At 41.5% G+C, this 18,484-nt stretch carries 14 protein-coding genes and 2 pseudogenes; 13 read left to right on the top strand and 3 right to left on the bottom strand.

Annotated elements, in window-relative coordinates; translation table 11 throughout:
- Positions 1-78: 78 nt before the first annotated feature.
- From AAU57_RS00085 to AAU57_RS00075, 3 genes are all read left to right on the top strand, one after another.
- Complete coding sequence (locus AAU57_RS00085; protein WP_055410977.1) at positions 79-1,074, top strand: M20/M25/M40 family metallo-hydrolase; 996 nt, start codon at positions 79-81, stop codon at positions 1,072-1,074.
- Positions 1,067-1,750: an SDR family NAD(P)-dependent oxidoreductase gene (locus AAU57_RS00080; RefSeq protein ID WP_055410976.1), complete on the top strand. Its 684-nt coding sequence runs from the start codon at positions 1,067-1,069 to the stop codon at positions 1,748-1,750. Before AAU57_RS00085 ends, AAU57_RS00080 begins: the two co-directional genes overlap by 8 nt.
- A gap of 165 nt (positions 1,751-1,915) precedes the next feature.
- Complete coding sequence (locus AAU57_RS00075) at positions 1,916-2,569, top strand: hypothetical protein (RefSeq protein ID WP_055410975.1); 654 nt, start codon at positions 1,916-1,918, stop codon at positions 2,567-2,569.
- Positions 2,570-2,632: 63 nt separating this feature from the next.
- Here AAU57_RS00075 and purK read toward each other — a convergent pair whose 3' ends face one another.
- Positions 2,633-3,781: a 5-(carboxyamino)imidazole ribonucleotide synthase gene (gene purK, locus AAU57_RS00070; protein WP_055410974.1), complete on the bottom strand. Its 1,149-nt coding sequence runs from the start codon at positions 3,779-3,781 to the stop codon at positions 2,633-2,635.
- A 269-nt stretch (positions 3,782-4,050) separates the two neighbouring features.
- Here purK and AAU57_RS14755 point away from each other — a divergent pair, with 269 nt between their 5' ends.
- From AAU57_RS14755 to AAU57_RS00055, 3 genes are all read left to right on the top strand, one after another.
- Positions 4,051-5,154 (top strand): adenylate kinase, encoded by a 1,104-nt coding sequence (locus tag AAU57_RS14755; protein ID WP_082438649.1) that lies wholly within the window; start codon positions 4,051-4,053, stop codon positions 5,152-5,154.
- 77 nt (positions 5,155-5,231) lie between these two features.
- Positions 5,232-6,239: a GTPase ObgE gene (gene obgE, locus AAU57_RS00060; RefSeq protein ID WP_055410973.1), complete on the top strand. Its 1,008-nt coding sequence runs from the start codon at positions 5,232-5,234 to the stop codon at positions 6,237-6,239.
- 260 nt (positions 6,240-6,499) lie between these two features.
- A complete protein-coding gene (locus tag AAU57_RS00055) occupies positions 6,500-8,620 on the top strand; it encodes a M48 family metallopeptidase (RefSeq protein WP_055410972.1) in 2,121 nt (706 codons plus the stop codon).
- On the opposite strand, the gene AAU57_RS00050 is transcribed toward AAU57_RS00055, so the two are convergent.
- Together AAU57_RS00050 and AAU57_RS00045 are read right to left on the bottom strand one after the other, a co-directional pair.
- Complete coding sequence (locus tag AAU57_RS00050) at positions 8,601-9,044, bottom strand: DUF1569 domain-containing protein (protein WP_055410971.1); 444 nt, start codon at positions 9,042-9,044, stop codon at positions 8,601-8,603. The two genes, AAU57_RS00055 and AAU57_RS00050, sit on opposite strands and share 20 nt — an antisense overlap.
- Positions 9,045-9,060: 16 nt before the next feature.
- On the bottom strand, positions 9,061-10,380 hold the full coding sequence (locus tag AAU57_RS00045) for an exo-beta-N-acetylmuramidase NamZ domain-containing protein (RefSeq protein ID WP_231717739.1): 1,320 nt from the start codon (positions 10,378-10,380) through the stop codon (positions 9,061-9,063).
- On the opposite strand from AAU57_RS00045, the gene AAU57_RS00040 reads away from it, so the two are divergent.
- The 7 genes and pseudogenes from AAU57_RS00040 to AAU57_RS00005 form a co-directional block, all read left to right on the top strand.
- The gene (locus AAU57_RS00040; protein WP_231717738.1) at positions 10,331-11,593 is read left to right on the top strand and encodes an ABC transporter permease; all 1,263 of its coding nucleotides are present in this window, start codon (positions 10,331-10,333) and stop codon (positions 11,591-11,593) included. The genes AAU57_RS00045 and AAU57_RS00040 overlap by 50 nt on opposite strands.
- Positions 11,594-11,736: 143 nt before the next feature.
- The gene (locus AAU57_RS00035; RefSeq protein WP_055413611.1) at positions 11,737-12,723 is read left to right on the top strand and encodes a PLP-dependent cysteine synthase family protein; all 987 of its coding nucleotides are present in this window, start codon (positions 11,737-11,739) and stop codon (positions 12,721-12,723) included.
- Positions 12,724-13,146: 423 nt separating this feature from the next.
- Positions 13,147-14,418, top strand: coding sequence for a DUF2851 family protein (locus tag AAU57_RS00030; protein ID WP_055410970.1), 1,272 nt, complete (start codon positions 13,147-13,149; stop codon positions 14,416-14,418).
- Positions 14,419-14,455: 37 nt separating this feature from the next.
- A complete protein-coding gene (locus AAU57_RS00025; protein ID WP_055410969.1) occupies positions 14,456-14,683 on the top strand; it encodes a PspC family transcriptional regulator in 228 nt (75 codons plus the stop codon).
- 8 nt (positions 14,684-14,691) lie between these two features.
- Positions 14,692-15,693 (top strand): potassium channel family protein, encoded by a 1,002-nt coding sequence (locus tag AAU57_RS00020; RefSeq protein ID WP_055410968.1) that lies wholly within the window; start codon positions 14,692-14,694, stop codon positions 15,691-15,693.
- A 94-nt stretch (positions 15,694-15,787) separates the two neighbouring features.
- Positions 15,788-17,516, top strand: a pseudogene (locus AAU57_RS15345) (alanine/glycine:cation symporter family protein); the annotation flags it as partial.
- Positions 17,512-18,484: pseudogene (locus tag AAU57_RS00005) on the top strand (alanine/glycine:cation symporter family protein); the annotation flags it as partial. The pseudogenes AAU57_RS15345 and AAU57_RS00005, both read left to right, overlap by 5 nt.

Below are 18,484 nucleotides of genomic sequence, written 5' to 3'. Positions count from 1 at the left end.
TTTTTCTTTTCTGGACTTTGTCAGTCTAGACATGCATTCGGTCTACAATTCCTTATTTTTATCAAATAAATATTTTCCATGAAAAAAATGATTTTTATCCTATTGGCAGCAACTTTAGTCGCCTGTGGAACCTCTAATCGTATCGATCAACTGTCTACGGAAACGTCGACCAGTAAAAAGCAACGTGTAAAATTGCCATCGAGTAACCCTACGCAAATCGCCATAGATGTACAATATTTATCAAGTGATGAGCTTCAAGGACGCGATACGGGTAGTGAAGGCATTGAACTGGCAGCCACTTATCTCAAGGAACGTCTTGAATCATTAGGGATTGAGCCTTATGGAGATTCCTATATGCATCCATTTCAAACCGATAAAGCAACTGGTAACAATGTGGTGGCTGTGCTTAATGGCTCTGACAAGGAATTGATGAAAGAAACCATCGTTATAGGTGCACATTATGACCATATAGGAATTATACAAGCCGTTGCCGGTGATAGCATCGCAAATGGTGCTAATGATAACGCTACGGGAACAGCGAGCGTTTTGGCGGTGGCAGAAATGTTTAAAAAGCTGGACTTTAATCGTCGCAAGGTGGTTTTCGCATTGTTCTCTGCTGAGGAAAAAGGCCTAGTAGGCTCTCGCGAGCTAGCTAAACAAATGAAGGCTAATGGTGAGAATGTGGTCGCGATGATCAACTTTGAAATGACGGGAACTCCTATGGTTGGAAAGGATTACATCGCTTATCTAACAGGTTACGACACCTCAAACATGGGCGATATCTTCAATAAGGAAAATGAAACCCGAACCGTAACGGCAAAACTTCCTGCGGCAGCCCAAATGAATCTTTTTGTAAGATCCGACAATTATGCGTTCTATGAAGTGTTTAAAGTGCCGTCTCAGACGTTGAGTACCTTTGATTTTACCAATTTCAACGAATATCATAAAGTTGGTGACGACATCACAGGCGTCAATGCACAGCACATGTCGCAAGTCGTAGACGCCACTTTTCCTGGGATATTTTTTATGGCAAACGAGCAAGGTTTGAAATTGAAAGCAATGACAAATGAGTAAAAACATAGTGATTACCGGCACCAGCCGTGGTATAGGATTTGAGCTGGCACAACTTTTTGCAGGTAATGGTGATCAGGTAATGGCGCTTTCGCGAAAGCGAGATTCCATCAATCAGCTGCAAAACGATAAAATCACTGCCATTCATTGTGACCTTGCAAGTGAGTCCAGTGTTACCGAAGCTGTAACTGAAATCCAGAAGCAGTTTGATAGTGTCGATATCTTGATACATAACGCTGGAATGCTCGTGAACAAACCATTCACAGATTTGACGAAAGCAGATTTTCTTAACTGTTATGAAGTCAATGTGTTTGGTGTTTCCCTATTAACGCAATCTTTGTTACCATTAATGAATGCTGAATCGCACGTAGTCGCGATCAGCTCGATGGGTGGCATCCAAGGTAGTGCAAAATTCCCTGGACTTGCAGCATACTCCAGTGCAAAAGCTGCCGTAATCACACTTTTCGAACTTCTTGCTGAAGAATTTAAAGAAAACGGTCCGTCATTCAATACACTTGCCCTAGGCGCCGTACAAACCGAAATGCTTGCAGAGGCTTTCCCAGGTTATGAAGCACCACTGCAACCCAAAGAAATGGCCCAATACATCATGGATTTTGCGCTAACTGGGAATAAATTTTATAATGGGAAGACGTTGGAGGTAAGTAGTAGTACGCCGTAAATAAAAGAGCTTTTCGAGAGTTACGACCAACTAATTTATGATACACAAAAGAGCGTAGGGCTTTAAAATATTTCTAAAATTATGAAGGCTTTACGTGTTACTTTTTGCTTGATTTTATTCTTTCTTTTTTACAGTTGTAAAGATGACTACCCTGTCTCAAATCAAATGGACAGTAAAGATCATTTAAAAATAGAAGAGAAAGTCGAAAAACAAAAGACAGGCGAATTTACTTTTGAGAATATTGATAGATACGATAAGCTTATTGATAGTTTAGTTAACCTTTATCCTGATCCGATTTCAAAGTTTAACTTGAGACAAGTTTCTTGCAAAAATTTGAATGATGACTTTTTAAATATTTATTACAAGGATCAAAAAGTGAGAAATGAGGGTGTAGGTAATATGGAAACTGTTGACCACGAAAATCTACAAAATCTTGTGTCAATTATTGAAAAATGCGGTTTTCCTAAAAGTGGACAACTTAGAGATTTTAGAGGATATCTAGGAATATTTGTAGTGCTTCAACATTCAGATCCCGAGTGGATTGCTTTTTACTACAATGATTTCAAAGATTTGGTAAATAACTGCAGCATTCCAAGAGACTTTCTTGCGTTGCTCCAAGATCGCTTTTTATTGTTAAATGATCAACCTCAAATTTATGGAACTCAAATGCAAAATGGGAAACTATATAAATTAGTTGATCCAGAAAGTGTAGGGCAGCGCCGCCGCAATATGGGTTTTGCTGAAACTTTAAGCGTTTATTTATCTAGGCATGGATTAAAATTGAAAGATGAACTTAAAAGATTGAGCAGCATAAAATAATACTCAAAGAATTCAAGAAAGTGATTTTTTGACAGCAATAGAGCTGTTATTTTTTCTTAACTCTTAACCAGCAAGAGCAACAACCTTAATCTTCCCTTTCACAACCTCTGCCAGCTCACGGGCTTTTTCAATCTCTTTTGCCACGATTGTGACATGGCCCATTTTTCTAAAAGGTCGCGTCTGCTTCTTCCCGTAAATATGTGGTGTTACGCCATCCATGGCGAGAATTTCCTCAATACCGTCATAAACGACATTTCCTGTATGACCTTCAGCGCCTACAAGGTTGACCATAACGGCAGGTAGCACAGTGTCAGTTGAACCTAGAGGTAAATTCAGAACACAACGCACCTGTTGCTCAAATTGATCAGTCACTGCACCTTCAATAGAGTAGTGTCCACTGTTATGCGGCCTAGGAGCGACTTCGTTTACCAGAATGTCGCCGCTTTTAGTGAGGAACATTTCGACTGCAAGTAGCCCCACATGATCAAAAGCTTCAGAAACTTTTAAAGCAAGATCTCTGGCTTTTTTAGAAACCTCTTCAGGGATTCTAGCTGGGCAAATCACATATTCCACCTGGTTGGCCTCTGGATGAAATTCCATCTCGACTACTGGGTAGGTTTTCATCTCGCCTTTAGCATTGCGAGCGACAATCACGGCAAGTTCCATATCAAAATCCACCATGTCTTCATAGATGCATTCCGCAGCTGGAAGCTCTTTAAGGTCTGCTGCAGATCTGATGACTTTAACGCCTTTACCATCATAACCACCTTCTGCACTCTTCCAGATAAAAGGGAACTCTCTTGAAGTATTTACGTCGGGTTGATCCATCGCTTCAAAAGGCGCGGTAGGCAAACTGTTTTCTTGGTAGAACTTTTTTTGCGTCGCCTTGTTGCGTATCAAATTGAGCACCTTAGCACTGGGCGACACGGCGATGCCTTCATCTTCCAGATCTTGTAGCGCCTGGACGTTGACGTTTTCGATTTCTATGGTAAGCACATCTACTTGACGGCCTAATTCCATCACGGCTTCATAATCCATGATGTCTCCTTCAAAAAAAACGGAACAACCCTCAAACGCAGGTGCGGTATCGTCTTTATCCATCACGTAGGTCTGGATGTCCCATTTGCGCGTGGTGTATAACATCATCTTGCCCAGCTGTCCACCACCAAGAATTCCAAGTCTAAAATCTGAAGAGAAAAGTGTTTGTTCCATGGGATAAAAATACAAGTTCCCACTTGGATTTAAACTACATTTCTTGACGAGCTAACCTTGCGTTAGTGATTGTAGTGAAAATCCTTTTTTATAGTCGTGCATCATATGCAACGACTATCAAAAAGATTGTAACGCAAAGCACGGCCGCAGGCAACGCCCTTAAAACTTTTAAATACGATCATAATAGAGAGTTCAAGGTGCTTACAAATACTGCTGGCTTCAAAAAGTCTCGTGCGGTCAAATCATTATCTTTGCAGAAAATTACCACAGTGATCCAACTTCATGATCTATATTTCAAGCCGTTCCTAAGCTTTCATGAGATCGATAGTGCCGTAGAGAATCTTGCTTACCAAATCAACAGGGATTTAAAGGATAAAACGCCTGTTTTTCTAGGGATTCTTAATGGTAGTTACATGGTCCTGGCAGATTTGACCCGCAAGTTCAAGGGCGACTGCGAGATAGGTTTTTTGCGCACCAGTAGTTATTCTGGAACCGCATCGACCGGCGAGATCAGGCTGGATATGGAACTGGATATTGATTTGACAGATCGCGTGGTGGTTATCGTGGAAGATATTGTGGATAGTGGATTGACGGTAGAGGCGCTTTCGCGAAAGCTGAAAATCCACAATCCTGCTGCTCTTTACATAGCTACCTTGTTCCTCAAGCCAGAGGTTTACAACCGGGATTTGAAAATAGACTATGTGGGACAGAATATTGAGAACAAATTTGTCGTGGGATACGGCATGGATTATAATAACCTAGGGCGCAACCTGCCCGAATTATACGTACAGACCAAACCAATGAAAAACATCGTACTTTTTGGACCTCCAGGAGCAGGAAAAGGAACACAGGCCGAGCGCTTGAAGGAAAAATACGGACTGGTGCATATCTCTACCGGCGACGTTTTTAGATACAATATCAAAAATGCCACAGAGCTGGGAACACTTGCTAAATCCTTTATGGATAAAGGCAATCTGGTGCCTGATGAAGTGACTATTAAAATGCTCAATGCAGAGGTGGAAAAGCATCCAAATGCGGCCGGGTTTATTTTTGATGGTTTCCCTAGAACAGATGCACAGGCAAAAGCGCTAGACGAGTTGTTGGAGAGCAAGGATACGCAAGTGAGTGGAATGGTAGCTTTGGAAGTGGATGACGAGATCTTGGTCCAGCGTCTGTTGGAACGTGGCAAGAGTAGTGGTCGTCCTGATGATGCCAATGAGACGGTCATACGCGATCGCATCAAGGTATATTACAAACAGACCGCACCACTCAAAAACTATTATCAAGCTCAAGACAAATATTACGGTGTTGATGGTGAAGGCTCGATAGACGAGATCACAGATCGCTTGAGTGCGGAGTTTGATAAATTATAGACCATAAATATTCCGAAATTGCGATTCGTGATTTCTAACTAATACACGTTCTGTTTACGGACGATAAAGAAACAACCATGACTGAAGGAAATTTTGTAGACTATACTAAGGTTCATCTGGAATCCGGTCGTGGCGGTAAGGGAAGCACGCACCTGCATCGTGAAAAATATATTGATAAAGGTGGTCCTGATGGTGGTGATGGCGGTCGTGGAGGACACATTATCATTAGAGGTAATAAAAACTTATGGACCTTGTATCATTTCAAGTACAAGCGACATTTTAAGGCTTCGCAAGGTGGTAATGGTGCTAAACAGCGCCGTACTGGTGAAGATGGTGAGGACATTTATATCGACCTACCCTTAGGAACCGTGATCAAGAATACAGAGACCGGTCAGATCATTCATGAAGTACTGGATGACGGTGATGAATTCATCATTGCAGAAGGTGGCATGGGCGGTAAGGGAAACTGGCATTTTAAAAGTTCTACCAGACAAACGCCACGATACGCACAACCAGGAACTGAAGGTGAAGCACTAGAAGTAACTTTTGAGCTTAAGATTCTGGCAGATGTTGGATTGGTTGGATTTCCCAATGCCGGTAAGTCCACATTATTGTCTGTTGTAACCGCGGCAAAGCCTAAAATTGCCAACTATGAGTTCACGACCTTAAAGCCCAATTTAGGAATCGTGGAGTATCGGGATTTTCAGACTTTTGTCATGGCAGATATCCCTGGAATTATTGAAGGAGCTGCCGAAGGTAAAGGTATAGGCCACCGATTTCTGCGTCATATTGAGCGTAATTATACTTTATTGTTCATGATCCCGGCAGATGCTAAGGATATCAACGAACAGTATCAAATTCTGCTTAACGAGTTGCGTGAATACAATCCAGAAATGCTGGATAAAGAACGCTTCGTTGCGATTTCCAAATCTGATATGCTTGATGAGGAATTAATGGCTGAGATGAAGGAACATTTAGACAATGAAGGCGCTTTTGACGGCGCTCCATATATGTTCATAAGCGCCATAAGCCAATACAACATCCAGCAATTGAAAGATCGATTGTGGCAGATGTTGAATGAATGATCTTTAAACCAAGTGAAAGGAGGCGATTGTCTTTCTGCTGCCGTATCATGTCTATCAAATTCTTATAAGTAGATGATAATTTAGATTTTGATATCAGATTTTACCATTTTTAAATCGTTGTGTTGAAATGCTCCTACTCGTCTAGTCTAAATCGACTTTTGAATAGAGACACATCGAATATCAACCACTTTGATCCAATCTTTCAGTAAGAAACTCTCCGATTGATTAGTTATGTTTGTTGTTTTACCATTGCAATTATAATGAGTTCTACAGCAAACTTCTATCCACCTAGTCCGTTATCTATACCTAAAAACTTTACAAAGCTACCTATTAGTTATAAGGTTAAAGCCGCGTTAGCTATCCTAGCTGTTATTGTTTTTTTTCTATTGTATTTGGGTCTTATCGCTGCCACCCTATGGCTATTTTATCAAGCAGTTATAATTGATGTAAGTATAAGCTTATACCCTATACTGCTCAAATTGGGCGCCATTGCTGGCGCCGGGATGTTATTTGCTTTTACCCTCAAATTCCTTTTTAAACTGAGGAATGTACAGCCTGAAAACCGAATAAAAGTAGAGTTAATCAAAAACCCAAAACTTAAGGAATTTGTATTGCAAATATGTAAAGAGACTGGAGCGCCAAAACCTAAATATGTCTACATCGATCCAGACGTCAATGCTTATGTATCGTACTCAAACCTATGGCTCAGTTTAATATTTCCCACGCGCAAGAATTTGACAATTGGTTTCGGGTTGGTGGCATGTTTGAACATGACAGAATTTAAAGCGGTTATTGCTCACGAGTTTGGTCATTTTGCACAGAACAGTATGAAAATTGGTAGTTATATTATTTCGGCAAACACTATTATTCACGATATGATCTATACGCGAGATTCTTGGGATCAAGCCTTGGATAAATGGCGTTCAACCGACTTAAGACTCGCTGCTGCTGCCTGGATAATAACGCCTCTTATTTGGTTGATCCGCCAACTATTAGGATTATTCTATCAGTTGTTGAGTTTTGTTTATTCGTCCCTAAGCCGTGAAATGGAATTCAATGCCGACAAAGTGGCTATTAGCACTACGGGTAGCGAGCCAATAATATCTTCTTTGTGGAAACTCGATCACGGTTCTGCCTGTTGGAACGTCACCGTACAGAATGCCTATCTGGCAAGCCAAAAAGATCTTTATGTAGATAATATCTACACACATAATGATATTGCTTTAGCAAAAGCGAAACAGGTAATGGTCAAATCTATAGATCAAATGCCAAAGGATTCAAGAGGTGGCAAACTCTTTTTTGAGAGCTCAAAACATTCCGTGGTGAGTATGTATGCCAGTCATCCACCCAATGATCACAGGGAAACCAATGCAAAAACCCCATTTATCAAATGTGATATTGATGATAGATCTGCCTGGATACTGTTTGAGCAAAAAGAAGAGCTTCAGCAAGCTCTAACTAGTTTGATCTATAAGAATTATTTCAACAAGACACCTAGTCAAGAATTGTCGGTAAACGACTTTCAGTACTTCATCAAGGCAGAATCTGCAGGATCAGAATTGTTGGAAGAGTATTGTAACACTTTCAGAGATCGATTTGTAAATCCACCTGATAGAACTGAACTTATCACATTATCCAGTAAAATTGAAGATGCTGAAATGGTTATTCAACAACTTAAAACAAGACTTCAAGATTTGATGAAACCAGTTGACGAGTTGGAAAAAAACCTAATAAGTATTCAGGAAATTGCATCTGGAACAAGCAAGCATAAAACATTTACTTATCGAGATAAAACCTACAAGAAGAGACAAATGCAGGAGCTCTTCGACAAAGTTTTTACTGATAGGGAAGATCTTATGTCGAGCACGTTTACCGACTGGGATCGAGAATTTTTTGCGGTTTATTATAAAATAGCAAGAAGCAATAAGAATGAGGATGAGTTGCTGGCCTACTACGCGCAGCATAACAAAATAAGTAAGTTTTATAAAAGGTTAATTACCTCAAAAAATGATATTTATAAGAAACTTTATGCCTTGCAAAATGATAGTGAGGCAACACAGTTTCAGGTAGATGAATTAAGTGATGAGGTAGCCATTTGTTTTGAAGGCCTTAATAAAGGACTGCTATCATTTGATGATGAAGGATTCATCCCGCTACCTAATATTGACACGGTGAACGATCTCAAAAATGCCATTATCGATGGCGGTAATTTTGAGAATGGCGGCAGGTCAATGTTTAAGACCGGTAAGTTTGATAGGATGATGCAGAATCTAGATATAGCCATCAACCACTTGCAACGCTTAGATCAAAGAAGTATCGCTACCATACTAACATTTCACCATGATTTGTTGGAAAAAGATTCTAAACCCCGAACTGCCTGAAATGGTGGTCCAGATGCTTCCATTGCAGCATGCCCCATTGTTCTTTAGAAAATGTTCCAAAAACAGGGTGCGGTCTACGATTCTCATTGTGACGATCATACCAAAGTTCCTGCATCCATTGATCCAGTTTTTCTTTTTCGCTTTCAAAATCCTTAGGATCAGCCACCTTTAAGGAAGGTGCTGTGGGCAGATTTTTACGAAATGGTTTTGGGGAATACAGTGATTTTTTGAAAAACACCTTTGCTAGCCAATTAGATTTTAAACCAACCTTTTCCTTGCCCATGGCAATTTGAATAGGGAATTGACAGTGCTTGAGCATTTGCGCCGCGTCCATTTTGCCCCATTCAGGCGACTTGCTGGCATCTATATTTTGCAACCGTTCCCGCAATTTTCGATAGGTGGATTCTTTAAAAAAGGATTCCATAGGCACAAAGTTTTGGTTAGTCGTACAATAGGTATTTCTCTCGGGTGATCATAAAATCTTCAAGGCCTTCCTTCCAGGTGGCTGCAATTTCTTCCGCACTCATTCCTTTCTCGATCTGTTTTTGCAATAGGTCGGTACCTGCGAGTTTTGTAAAAAAGGAATTGAAGAAGGATTGTTTGTAGGGCGCTTTCGCGAAAGCGTCTACCACAAACTCCAGGTTCAATCGATCCAGCTTGGGATAATCCCTCAAATCCACACCGAAGCATTTTTTACCGTTGAACAATGGTCTTTTAGCACCACGATTGGGCGTAGGTGTGAAAGCAAAGTCTCGGTATTTTGCCAGTGACGGTGAGCCATACACTTGGAATTGCATGTCTGTGCCGCGACCTACGCTTACATCAGTACCCTCAAAAAAGCACAAACTGGGATATAAGTTGATGGACTGCGCATTAGGCAAATTAGGCGATGGCGCGATGGGCAGCTCGTATGGCGTGTCGTGAGTATAATCCTTTATAGGCAACACAATTAGATCTGCTTTTTTACCGTATTCCAGCCAGCCTTCACCATTGATCATTTGCGCATACTCGCCTATGGTCATGCCATGTACCACTGGTACGGGATGCATGCCTACAAAACTCTTATGATCGCTATCGAGAATAGGACCATCTACATAATGGCCATTGGGATTAGGTCGGTCTAGGATGTAAACCGTTTTATTTTGCTCAGCAGCTGCTTCCATTACATAGTGTAAGGTAGAAATGTAGGTGTAGAACCTGGCGCCTACGTCTTGAATATCAAACAGTATCACATCGACATCTGCTAGCTGTGCTGCGGTAGGCTTTTTATTGCTGCCATATAATGACACAATGGGTAGGCCAGACCTTTTGTCCACACCATCTGCAATCGCGGCACCAGCGTCTGCATCACCTCTAAAACCATGTTCTGGAGCAAAGACTTTTTTTACGGCTACACCTCTGGATAATAACGTGTCCACGAGATGAACATAACGTACTTTAATGGCTTGATCCCATGTACGGCGCTCTTTGATGGAACTACTGCTAACAACGCTGGTTTGATTGCCCACGATGGCAACGCGTTTGCCATTCAGCTTTTGAATCCAGGTTTCCAGCTGGTCTGCAGCAGGAATAGGTTTGTTTTGCAAGGGCTTTAACAATCTAGTACTATCAATTGTGTTGTTATCCAGATCTACGATATCATTGGGCTGCGTTTTATTCTTGTTATTGATGCCTGCATCGCAGGAAGTAAGCACCAAAGCAAAAGCTATTATGGTATATTTGAAAATTGAAGGAAAAGTATTGAATCTAGAGTATTTCATAGCGCGTCGCGTACAGCATAGTACAGAATATAAAAATAGCGTAAGTGCGCCGATAATTAAAATCGCCACTGCAGCCATTGCCATAGGAATGATTGTAATGATCATCGCCGTTGCGACCGGTGTAGGCCTACAAAAAAAGATTAGGGAAAAGGTGAGCGCTTTCAATGGCGACATTACCATATCACTATTTGATCGCAATAACTCCATCACGACCGTCAGGCCTATTGATATCAACCAAGAATTTTATCCTGATTTTACAAGTGTGCCGCAGGTCACGCATGTACAAGCCGTGGCGACTAAAGGAGCCATGATCAGGACGGCGACAGATTTTGAAGGCGTTATCCTTAAAGGTGTTGGAACCGATTACCGCTGGGAAAGCTTCAAAGATTTTCTGATTGAAGGATCTTTACCAGATGTATCTCAAGAGGCTACCTCAAAAGATATTTTAATCTCTGATGACATCGCAAGGCGTTTACAGCTCAAGGTAGGAGATAAGGCACCTACCTATTTCATGAAGGAAAATGAAGAACCTCTTGCACGGGCGTTCAATGTCATAGGCATTTACGATAGTGGCCTGGCCGAATATGATACCAAATTCATTGTAGGCGACATACGCAACATTCAAAAAATCAATAAATGGGATGACAGTGAGATAGGAAAATTTGAGGTGTTCATTGATGATTTTGGAAACGTTGATGAGATAGGAAGGAACGTCTTTTTACAGGTTCCGCAGCTTCTCGATGCCAGGACTATTAAAGATCAGTATCCAACCATCTTTCAATGGTTAGCTTTATTGGATAGTAATGTCTACGGGATTATCGCGATTATTTTGATCGTTGGAATCATCAATATGATTACCGCTTTGCTTGTGCTTATTTTAGATCGTACTGGTATGATTGGATTGCTTAAATCGTTAGGCGCTACAGACTGGACCGTACGTAAAATATTTCTCTACAATGCCATGACCTTGATTCTGCGAGGCTTGTTTTGGGGCAATCTGATTGGGTTGGGCTTGGTAGGATTACAATACTTTTTTGCACCGCTCACGCTGGATCCATCGACCTATTACGTAACCGAAGCTCCTGTGTACATCTCTTGGTGGCACGTGCTGGTGCTCAACGCGGGCACTTTTGTGATTTGCCTGCTGGTGCTTATCATTCCTACCTATATCGTTAGTCGCATCTCGCCAGTCAAGGCGATGCGTTTTGAATAGAAAGTTTTTAGTTCGCTTTCGCGCCTGCCTGCCGGTCAGGCAGGAAAGCGAAACCATCAACCTTCCTAACCATAGAAATAAGCTGTAGGTTTTACCTGCAAACCTTGCTGCAAAATCCTAAATTTGCAGCGCAAAATAAGATCATGAAGTACGCTGAAAATATACTGGAAACTATAGGCAACACGCCTTTGATAAAAATGAATAAGTTGGTTGAGGACCTACCTTGTCTGGTTCTGGCCAAATATGAAACCTTCAATCCAGGCAACAGCGTTAAAGATCGCATGGGACTCATGATGATTGAAGATGCAGAGGCTGACGGCCGTCTAAAACCAGGTGGGACAATTATTGAGGGAACCAGCGGTAACACAGGAATGGGTCTTGCGCTGGCTGCGATCATAAAGGGATACAAATTGATCTGTGTGTTGAGCGATAAGCAATCCAAAGAAAAAATGGACATACTACGCGCGGTAGGCGCAGAGGTGCATGTATGCCCAACCGATGTAGCTCCAGACGATCCGCAATCCTATTATTCCACCAGCAAGAGGTTGAGCGAGGAAATTCCTAACTCTTGGTACGTGAATCAGTATGACAACCCGTCGAATTGTAAAGCGCACTACATGAATACTGGTCCAGAGATCTGGGAACAGACTGATGGTAAAGTGACGCATTTTGTAGTAGGAGTCGGTACTGGTGGTACCATTTCTGGTGTAGGGACCTATTTGAAAGGCAAGAATCCTGATATTAAGATTTGGGGAATCGATACCTATGGATCTGTATTTAAAAAATACCACGAAACCGGAATTTTTGACGAGAATGAGATCTACCCATACGTCACCGAAGGAATAGGCGAGGATATCTTGCCCAAAAACGTGCGTTTTGAAGTGATCGATGGCTTTACTAAAGTCACTGACAAGGATGCGGCTGTCTACACGCGTCGTCTGGCCAAAGAAGAAGGAATGTTTCTGGGGAACAGTGCCGGCGCAGCCATCAAAGGATTGTTGCAAATTCATGAAGAAGTTGGATTTACCAAAGATGATGTTGTCGTCATTCTTTACCATGATCATGGTTCCAGATACGTTGGTAAATTCTTTAATGATGAATGGATGGCAGAGAAAGGCTGGCTGGAGTAAATTGCCTGTTGCCCGTTGCCAGTTTTTAGTTATCAGTTACCAGTTGTCGGTTACCTGTTGCCAGTTGGCCGATTGTCTATTTTCAGTTCCCAAGCCCAAAAATTTGCATAACTCTCAAATTCACTAGAGCTAAGCACAAGTTTGTGAGCACGATTTTTTAAATTTTCCTCATTCCTCATTCCTCATTCCTCATTCCTCATTCCTCATTCCTCATTCCTCATTCCTCATTCCTCATTCCTCATTCCTCATTCCTCATTCCTCATTCCTCATTCCTCATTCCTCATTCCTCATTCCTCATTCCTCATTCCTCATTCCTCATTCCTCATTCCTCATTCCTCATTCCTCATTCCTCATTCCTCATTCCTCATACCTCGAGCTGTAAATCCTAAAACTTCTTAACTTAGTCCATTCACCTAGTGGCACATGCGGGAAGATTTTATCCATTACCTCTGGAAGTTCAAAAAGTTAAGTGGTCTACAGCTGCGTACCACTAAGGATCAATTGGTAGTGATCAAGACCCTAGGGCATCATAACCACCATTCCGGACCAGATTTTTTCAATGCACAGGTCGAGATCGATGGTCAGTTATGGGCTGGAAATGTAGAGATGCATGTAAAATCCAGTGACTGGTATAAGCATGGCCATGATGATGATCCAGCTTATGACAACGTCATCCTACACGTGGTCTGGAAGCACGATGCAGAGATCACGAGGCGCAGTGAGATCGATATACCAGTCCTTGAGGTATCGACATACGTGCCTGATGACGCGATTCTCACCTACACAAAGCTATTCGCCTACAAAAATGATCAATTCATCAATTGTGAGAAACTCATCCATCAGGTGGATTCTTTTCAGGTTGATATGTGGCTGGAAAAGGTCTACATTCAGCGACTGGAGCAGCGTTACCGTCGCATAGAGAAAAGCCTGAAACAGAACAATAATGACTGGGAAGCCACCTTTTTCCAAATGCTGGCGCGCAGTTTTGGGACTAAGGTAAATGCAGATGCTTTTGAGCAAATCGCAACGGCTATGGATCAATCTGTAGTGCGTAAACTGGCTGCCGACGCTTTCCAGCTGGAATCTGTTTTGATGGGCTTATCGGGATTGCTGGACACACCGCGAGAAGATCGATATTTTAGCCTACTTGAGAAGGAGTTCGCTTTCGCGAAAGCGAAATTTCGATTAAAACCTATACCAACAGATTTAAAGTTTTTCAGGTTGCGACCAGCAAATTATCCAACCATTCGCCTATCTCAACTTGCTATGTTGTATCATAGAAATCCTATGCTGCTTGCTCAGGTCATTTTGGCGAAATCCAAAGCAGAAATTAGCGCGCTGTTTGACGTGAAAGCTGCAAAATATTGGGACACACATCATGTATTTGACAAACAAACCGAATCTAGAGAAAAGGTCTTAACACAATCCTTTATCGACCTGTTGATCATCAATTGCATCGTGCCCATCAAATTTGCCTATGCTCGCCATCATGGAAAAGATACAACCGATGAATTGCTGGGAATCATAAGAGATATCCCTATGGAAAAAAATACCGTGACACAAGGATTCAAAAAATTGATTGGCATTAAAACTGCTCTGGAATCTCAGGCTGTGCTGCAGCTCAAACCCAATTATTGTGATCTGAATTTATGTCTTAAATGCGATATAGGTGTACGATTAATGAGCGGTCAATAGCTAGGAAATATTAGGTTCTATAGAGTACATTTGACATATGGGCGTTGTTACAGAATTAAGGCATTACATGGAAAAGTATGGTTTCTATGTGAGCACACGTATGGCAGACCGATTGGGCATGCGTGCACGTAATGTGCGCATCACATTCATCTATTTTACATTTGCTACTCTAGGAGCTGGATTTGCAGTTTATTTGATCATGGCGTTTTGGTTGCGCATAAAGGATTTGATTTATGTCAAACGCAGTTCTGTTTTTGATTTATAGGCACCACTATGCGTAACAAAATAACGATAGCGATAAGCCTTCTAACCTCGGTCATGGTAACGGGTTGTTTAGGGTATAAATTCATGCTGGGCTTGTCATGGATTGATGCCTTGTACATGACGGTGATCACTATTACAACCGTTGGTTATCGTGAGATAGGAGATCCTAGTCCAGAAGCTAAACTATTCACCATATTCATCATCTTGACTAGTGTGGTGATAGTGGGTTATTCAGTATCTGTAATTTCCGAATATCTGCTAACTAGAAACTCGCTACAGGCAAGAAGAGCTCGCGAAAAGAAAAAATATCTTAACTCTATGGAAAATCACATCATCGTTTGCGGCTACGGCCGTAATGGGAAACAGGCAGTGGCTAAACTACAGGATTACAAGCGTGATTTCATAATCATTGAAAAGGATCAACAGGTGATTGATGATTGCCAGCTCGATAACAAGTATTTCTACCGCGGTAATGCTAATGAGGATGAGGTATTACAATCTGCTGGGATAGATAAGGCATCTGTTCTGATTACGGCACTTCCAGACGATGCAGACAATCTTTTTATTGTTTTGAGTGCTAGACAGCTAAATAAGGATCTCAAAATCATTTCTAGAGCCAGTGAAGAAACCAGTTATAAAAAACTAAAACTCGCTGGTGCTGACAATGTCATACTTCCAGACCAAATAGGAGGCCAGCATATGGCATCACTAATTGTAAGTCCGGATTTGATTGAATTCTGGGATAATTTGAGCTATGGTGGTGATGATGGAGTCAATCTGGAACAGGTCTCATTTGAGCAGATGTTTGACCACCAGAATAAATGTACTATCATCGATCTCAACCTGCGTCAAAAAACGGGCTGTACTATTATAGGGTACAAATCTCCTGACGGAGAATATGTAGTAAATCCAAGTCCAGAAACCGTCATTGGTACTGGGTCTAAAATCATCGTTGTGGGAAATTCCCAACAGATTGCCCAGCTACAAAAATCTTATCGAATTCACGAGTAGCCTGCTATAGCTTTACTATTTCTTAACAAAACTTTTAAAAGGCAAGATTTTTATGCATCTTGCTTGCTTAATCAAAAAAACGAGTTCTTAATAGATGAAAAATCTTAACAAAATTGTCCTATCGCTAATGGCATTGATGCTCTCAACGGCTGTGTTTGCACAAGAGCAACAAGAAGAAAAAGGAATTGACGAAAAGATAGATGACGCCTTTGGTTGGGCCACTGGTGATTATGTCGCAGGAGTCTTTTATCAAATTCCAATGGGAACGGTTGAAGATGAAATGACTATTGAACTGGATGTTCTTGATAGACTCGCGATACGTGATCCAGATGATCGTTTTGCGGTACCTAGTTTCAATGCCCCAGATGGTGTTAGATATACTTTAGAAAACGATTCTCTTAACGTCAACAGAATTTCTCTTTCTGGAGATCAAATCGCAGAGGAGATTGAGCTCAAAACAGCTAATCCAAATATTGTTGTTGACGGCGGTACATTCAAAATCGCAACAACGGATATAGTTCCAGGTTCTAGTGTGGGAAATTGTAGCCTCTGCACCATTTACTAGAGTTTATTGGGTGCTTTTCCCATTAATCCTAGGAGCGCTCTTCTTTACGATATATTTTAAATTTATCAACTTTTCAGGGATTTGGAGAGCCATTCAGGTGGTTCGTGGTAAATACGAGGACATTGAAAAGCATGGAGCAGAAATGCTTTATGGAGAAGATGGTATTGCCAACGGTGTTGACATTAATAAGGTAGACAGTCTTGAAGATCATATTGACGAGGTAAGTGACGAGATCACTGTCGATGGAGATATTAAGGACACCATTAGGGATGAAAGTTCTGATGGTGAGGTTAGTCACTTTCAAGCTTTAACCGCGGCACTCTCTGCAACCGTAGGTTTAGGAAATATTGCAGGTGTTGCCATCGCAGTTTCTGTAGGTGGTGCAGGAGCAACCTTCTGGATGATCGTTGCAGGATTTCTAGGGATGGCTTCTAAGTTTGTAGAGTGTACTCTAGGTGTAAAATATCGTGATGTAGGTCCAGATGGAACCGTTTATTGGTGGTCCCATGTATTATTTGACTAAAGGTTTGAGATCCATGGGTCTTGCTGGATTAGGTAAAGTTCTTGCTGTTCTTTTTGCGATTATGTGTATTGGTGGATCCTTTGGGTGGTGGTAACATGTTCCAGGCCAACCAGGCAGCACAAATGGTCGAAAATATTACAGGTGGATCAGAATCCTTCATGTTTGGATATCGTTGGGTATTTGGATTATTGATGGCCATTTTTGTGGGTATCGTCACATCATTGGGGTATCAAATCCATTGCAAAAGTGACAGACAAAATTGTACCATTCATGGTAGTAATTTATGTTGGGGCGGCCATCTGGGTGATCATAGCTAATTATGACCTAATAGGATTTGCATTTACAGAGATCATCGATGAGCATTTAGTCCAGAAGGTGTTGCTGTGGCCATTGTTTTTAGTACCAAGGATTTAGAAGAGCAGCCATTCTCAATGAGGCTGGTGTTTTGGATCTGCTTCCTTGCACACTCTGCGGTAGACAAAATATCCTGACAAGTGGAAGGTCTCGTAGCATTATGGAGCCATTCAGTTGATACCGTAGTAGTTTGTACGATGACAGCCGGTGGTATTATTAAATCACTGGAAATGTCGATCCAGCAAACGCTGGTCTTGCAGATGCAGATGCCATCTGGTTGACTCAGATCATTTGTTCTGTAATAGTTGGTTCCCATAGTATTGACCTAGCAGTAGTAATGTTGATTTTTCCACCATGATTTCTTGGTCCTACCTAAGCTTTAACCGCGGCACTCTCTGCAACCGTAGGTTTAGGAAATATTGCAGGTGTTGCCATCGCAGTTTCTGTAGGTGGTGCAGGAGCAACCTTCTGGATGATCGTTGCAGGATTTCTAGGGATGGCTTCTAAGTTTGTAGAGTGTACTCTAGGTGTAAAATATCGTGATGTAGGTCCAGATGGAACCGTTTATGGTGGTCCCATGTATTATTTGACTAAAGGTTTGAGATCCATGGGTCTTGCTGGATTAGGTAAAGTTCTTGCTGTTCTTTTTGCGATTATGTGTATTGGTGGATCCTTTGGTGGTGGTAACATGTTCCAGGCCAACCAGGCAGCACAAATGGTCGAAAATATTACAGGTGGATCAGAATCCTTCATGTTTGGATATCGTTGGGTATTTGGATTATTGATGGCCATTTTTGTGGGTATCGTCATCATTGGTGGTATCAAATCCATTGCAAAAGTGACAGACAAAAATTGTACCATTCATGGTAGTAATTTATGTTGGGGCGGCCATCTGGGTGATCATAGCTAATTATGACCTAATAGGATTTGCATTTACAGAGATCATCGATGGAGCATTTAGTCCAGAAGGTGTTGCTGGTGGAGCCATTGGTGTTTTAGTACAAGGATTTAGAAGAGCAGCATTCTCAAATGAGGCTGGTGTTGGATCTGCTTCCATTGCACACTCTGCGGTAAGAACAAAAATATCCTGCAAGTGAAGGTCTCGTAGCATTATTGGAGCCATTCATTGATACCGTAGTAGTTTGTACGATGACAGCGGTGGTATTGATTATCACTGGAAATGTCGATCCAGCAAACGCTGGTCTTGCAGATGCAGATGCCATCTTGTTGACTTCAGATGCATTTGTTCTGTAATAAGTTGGTTCCCATATGTATTGACCCTAGCAGTAGTAATGTTTGCCTTTTCCACCATGATTTCTTGGTCCTACTATGGTTACCAGGCTTGGGCT

This window comes from Nonlabens sp. YIK11 (genome assembly GCF_001413925.1).
In the GTDB taxonomy this organism is placed as follows: Bacteria; Bacteroidota; Bacteroidia; order Flavobacteriales; family Flavobacteriaceae; genus Nonlabens.
Note: the sequence above shows the minus strand (reverse complement) of the source record. Positions and strands in the feature narration are given on the sequence as shown.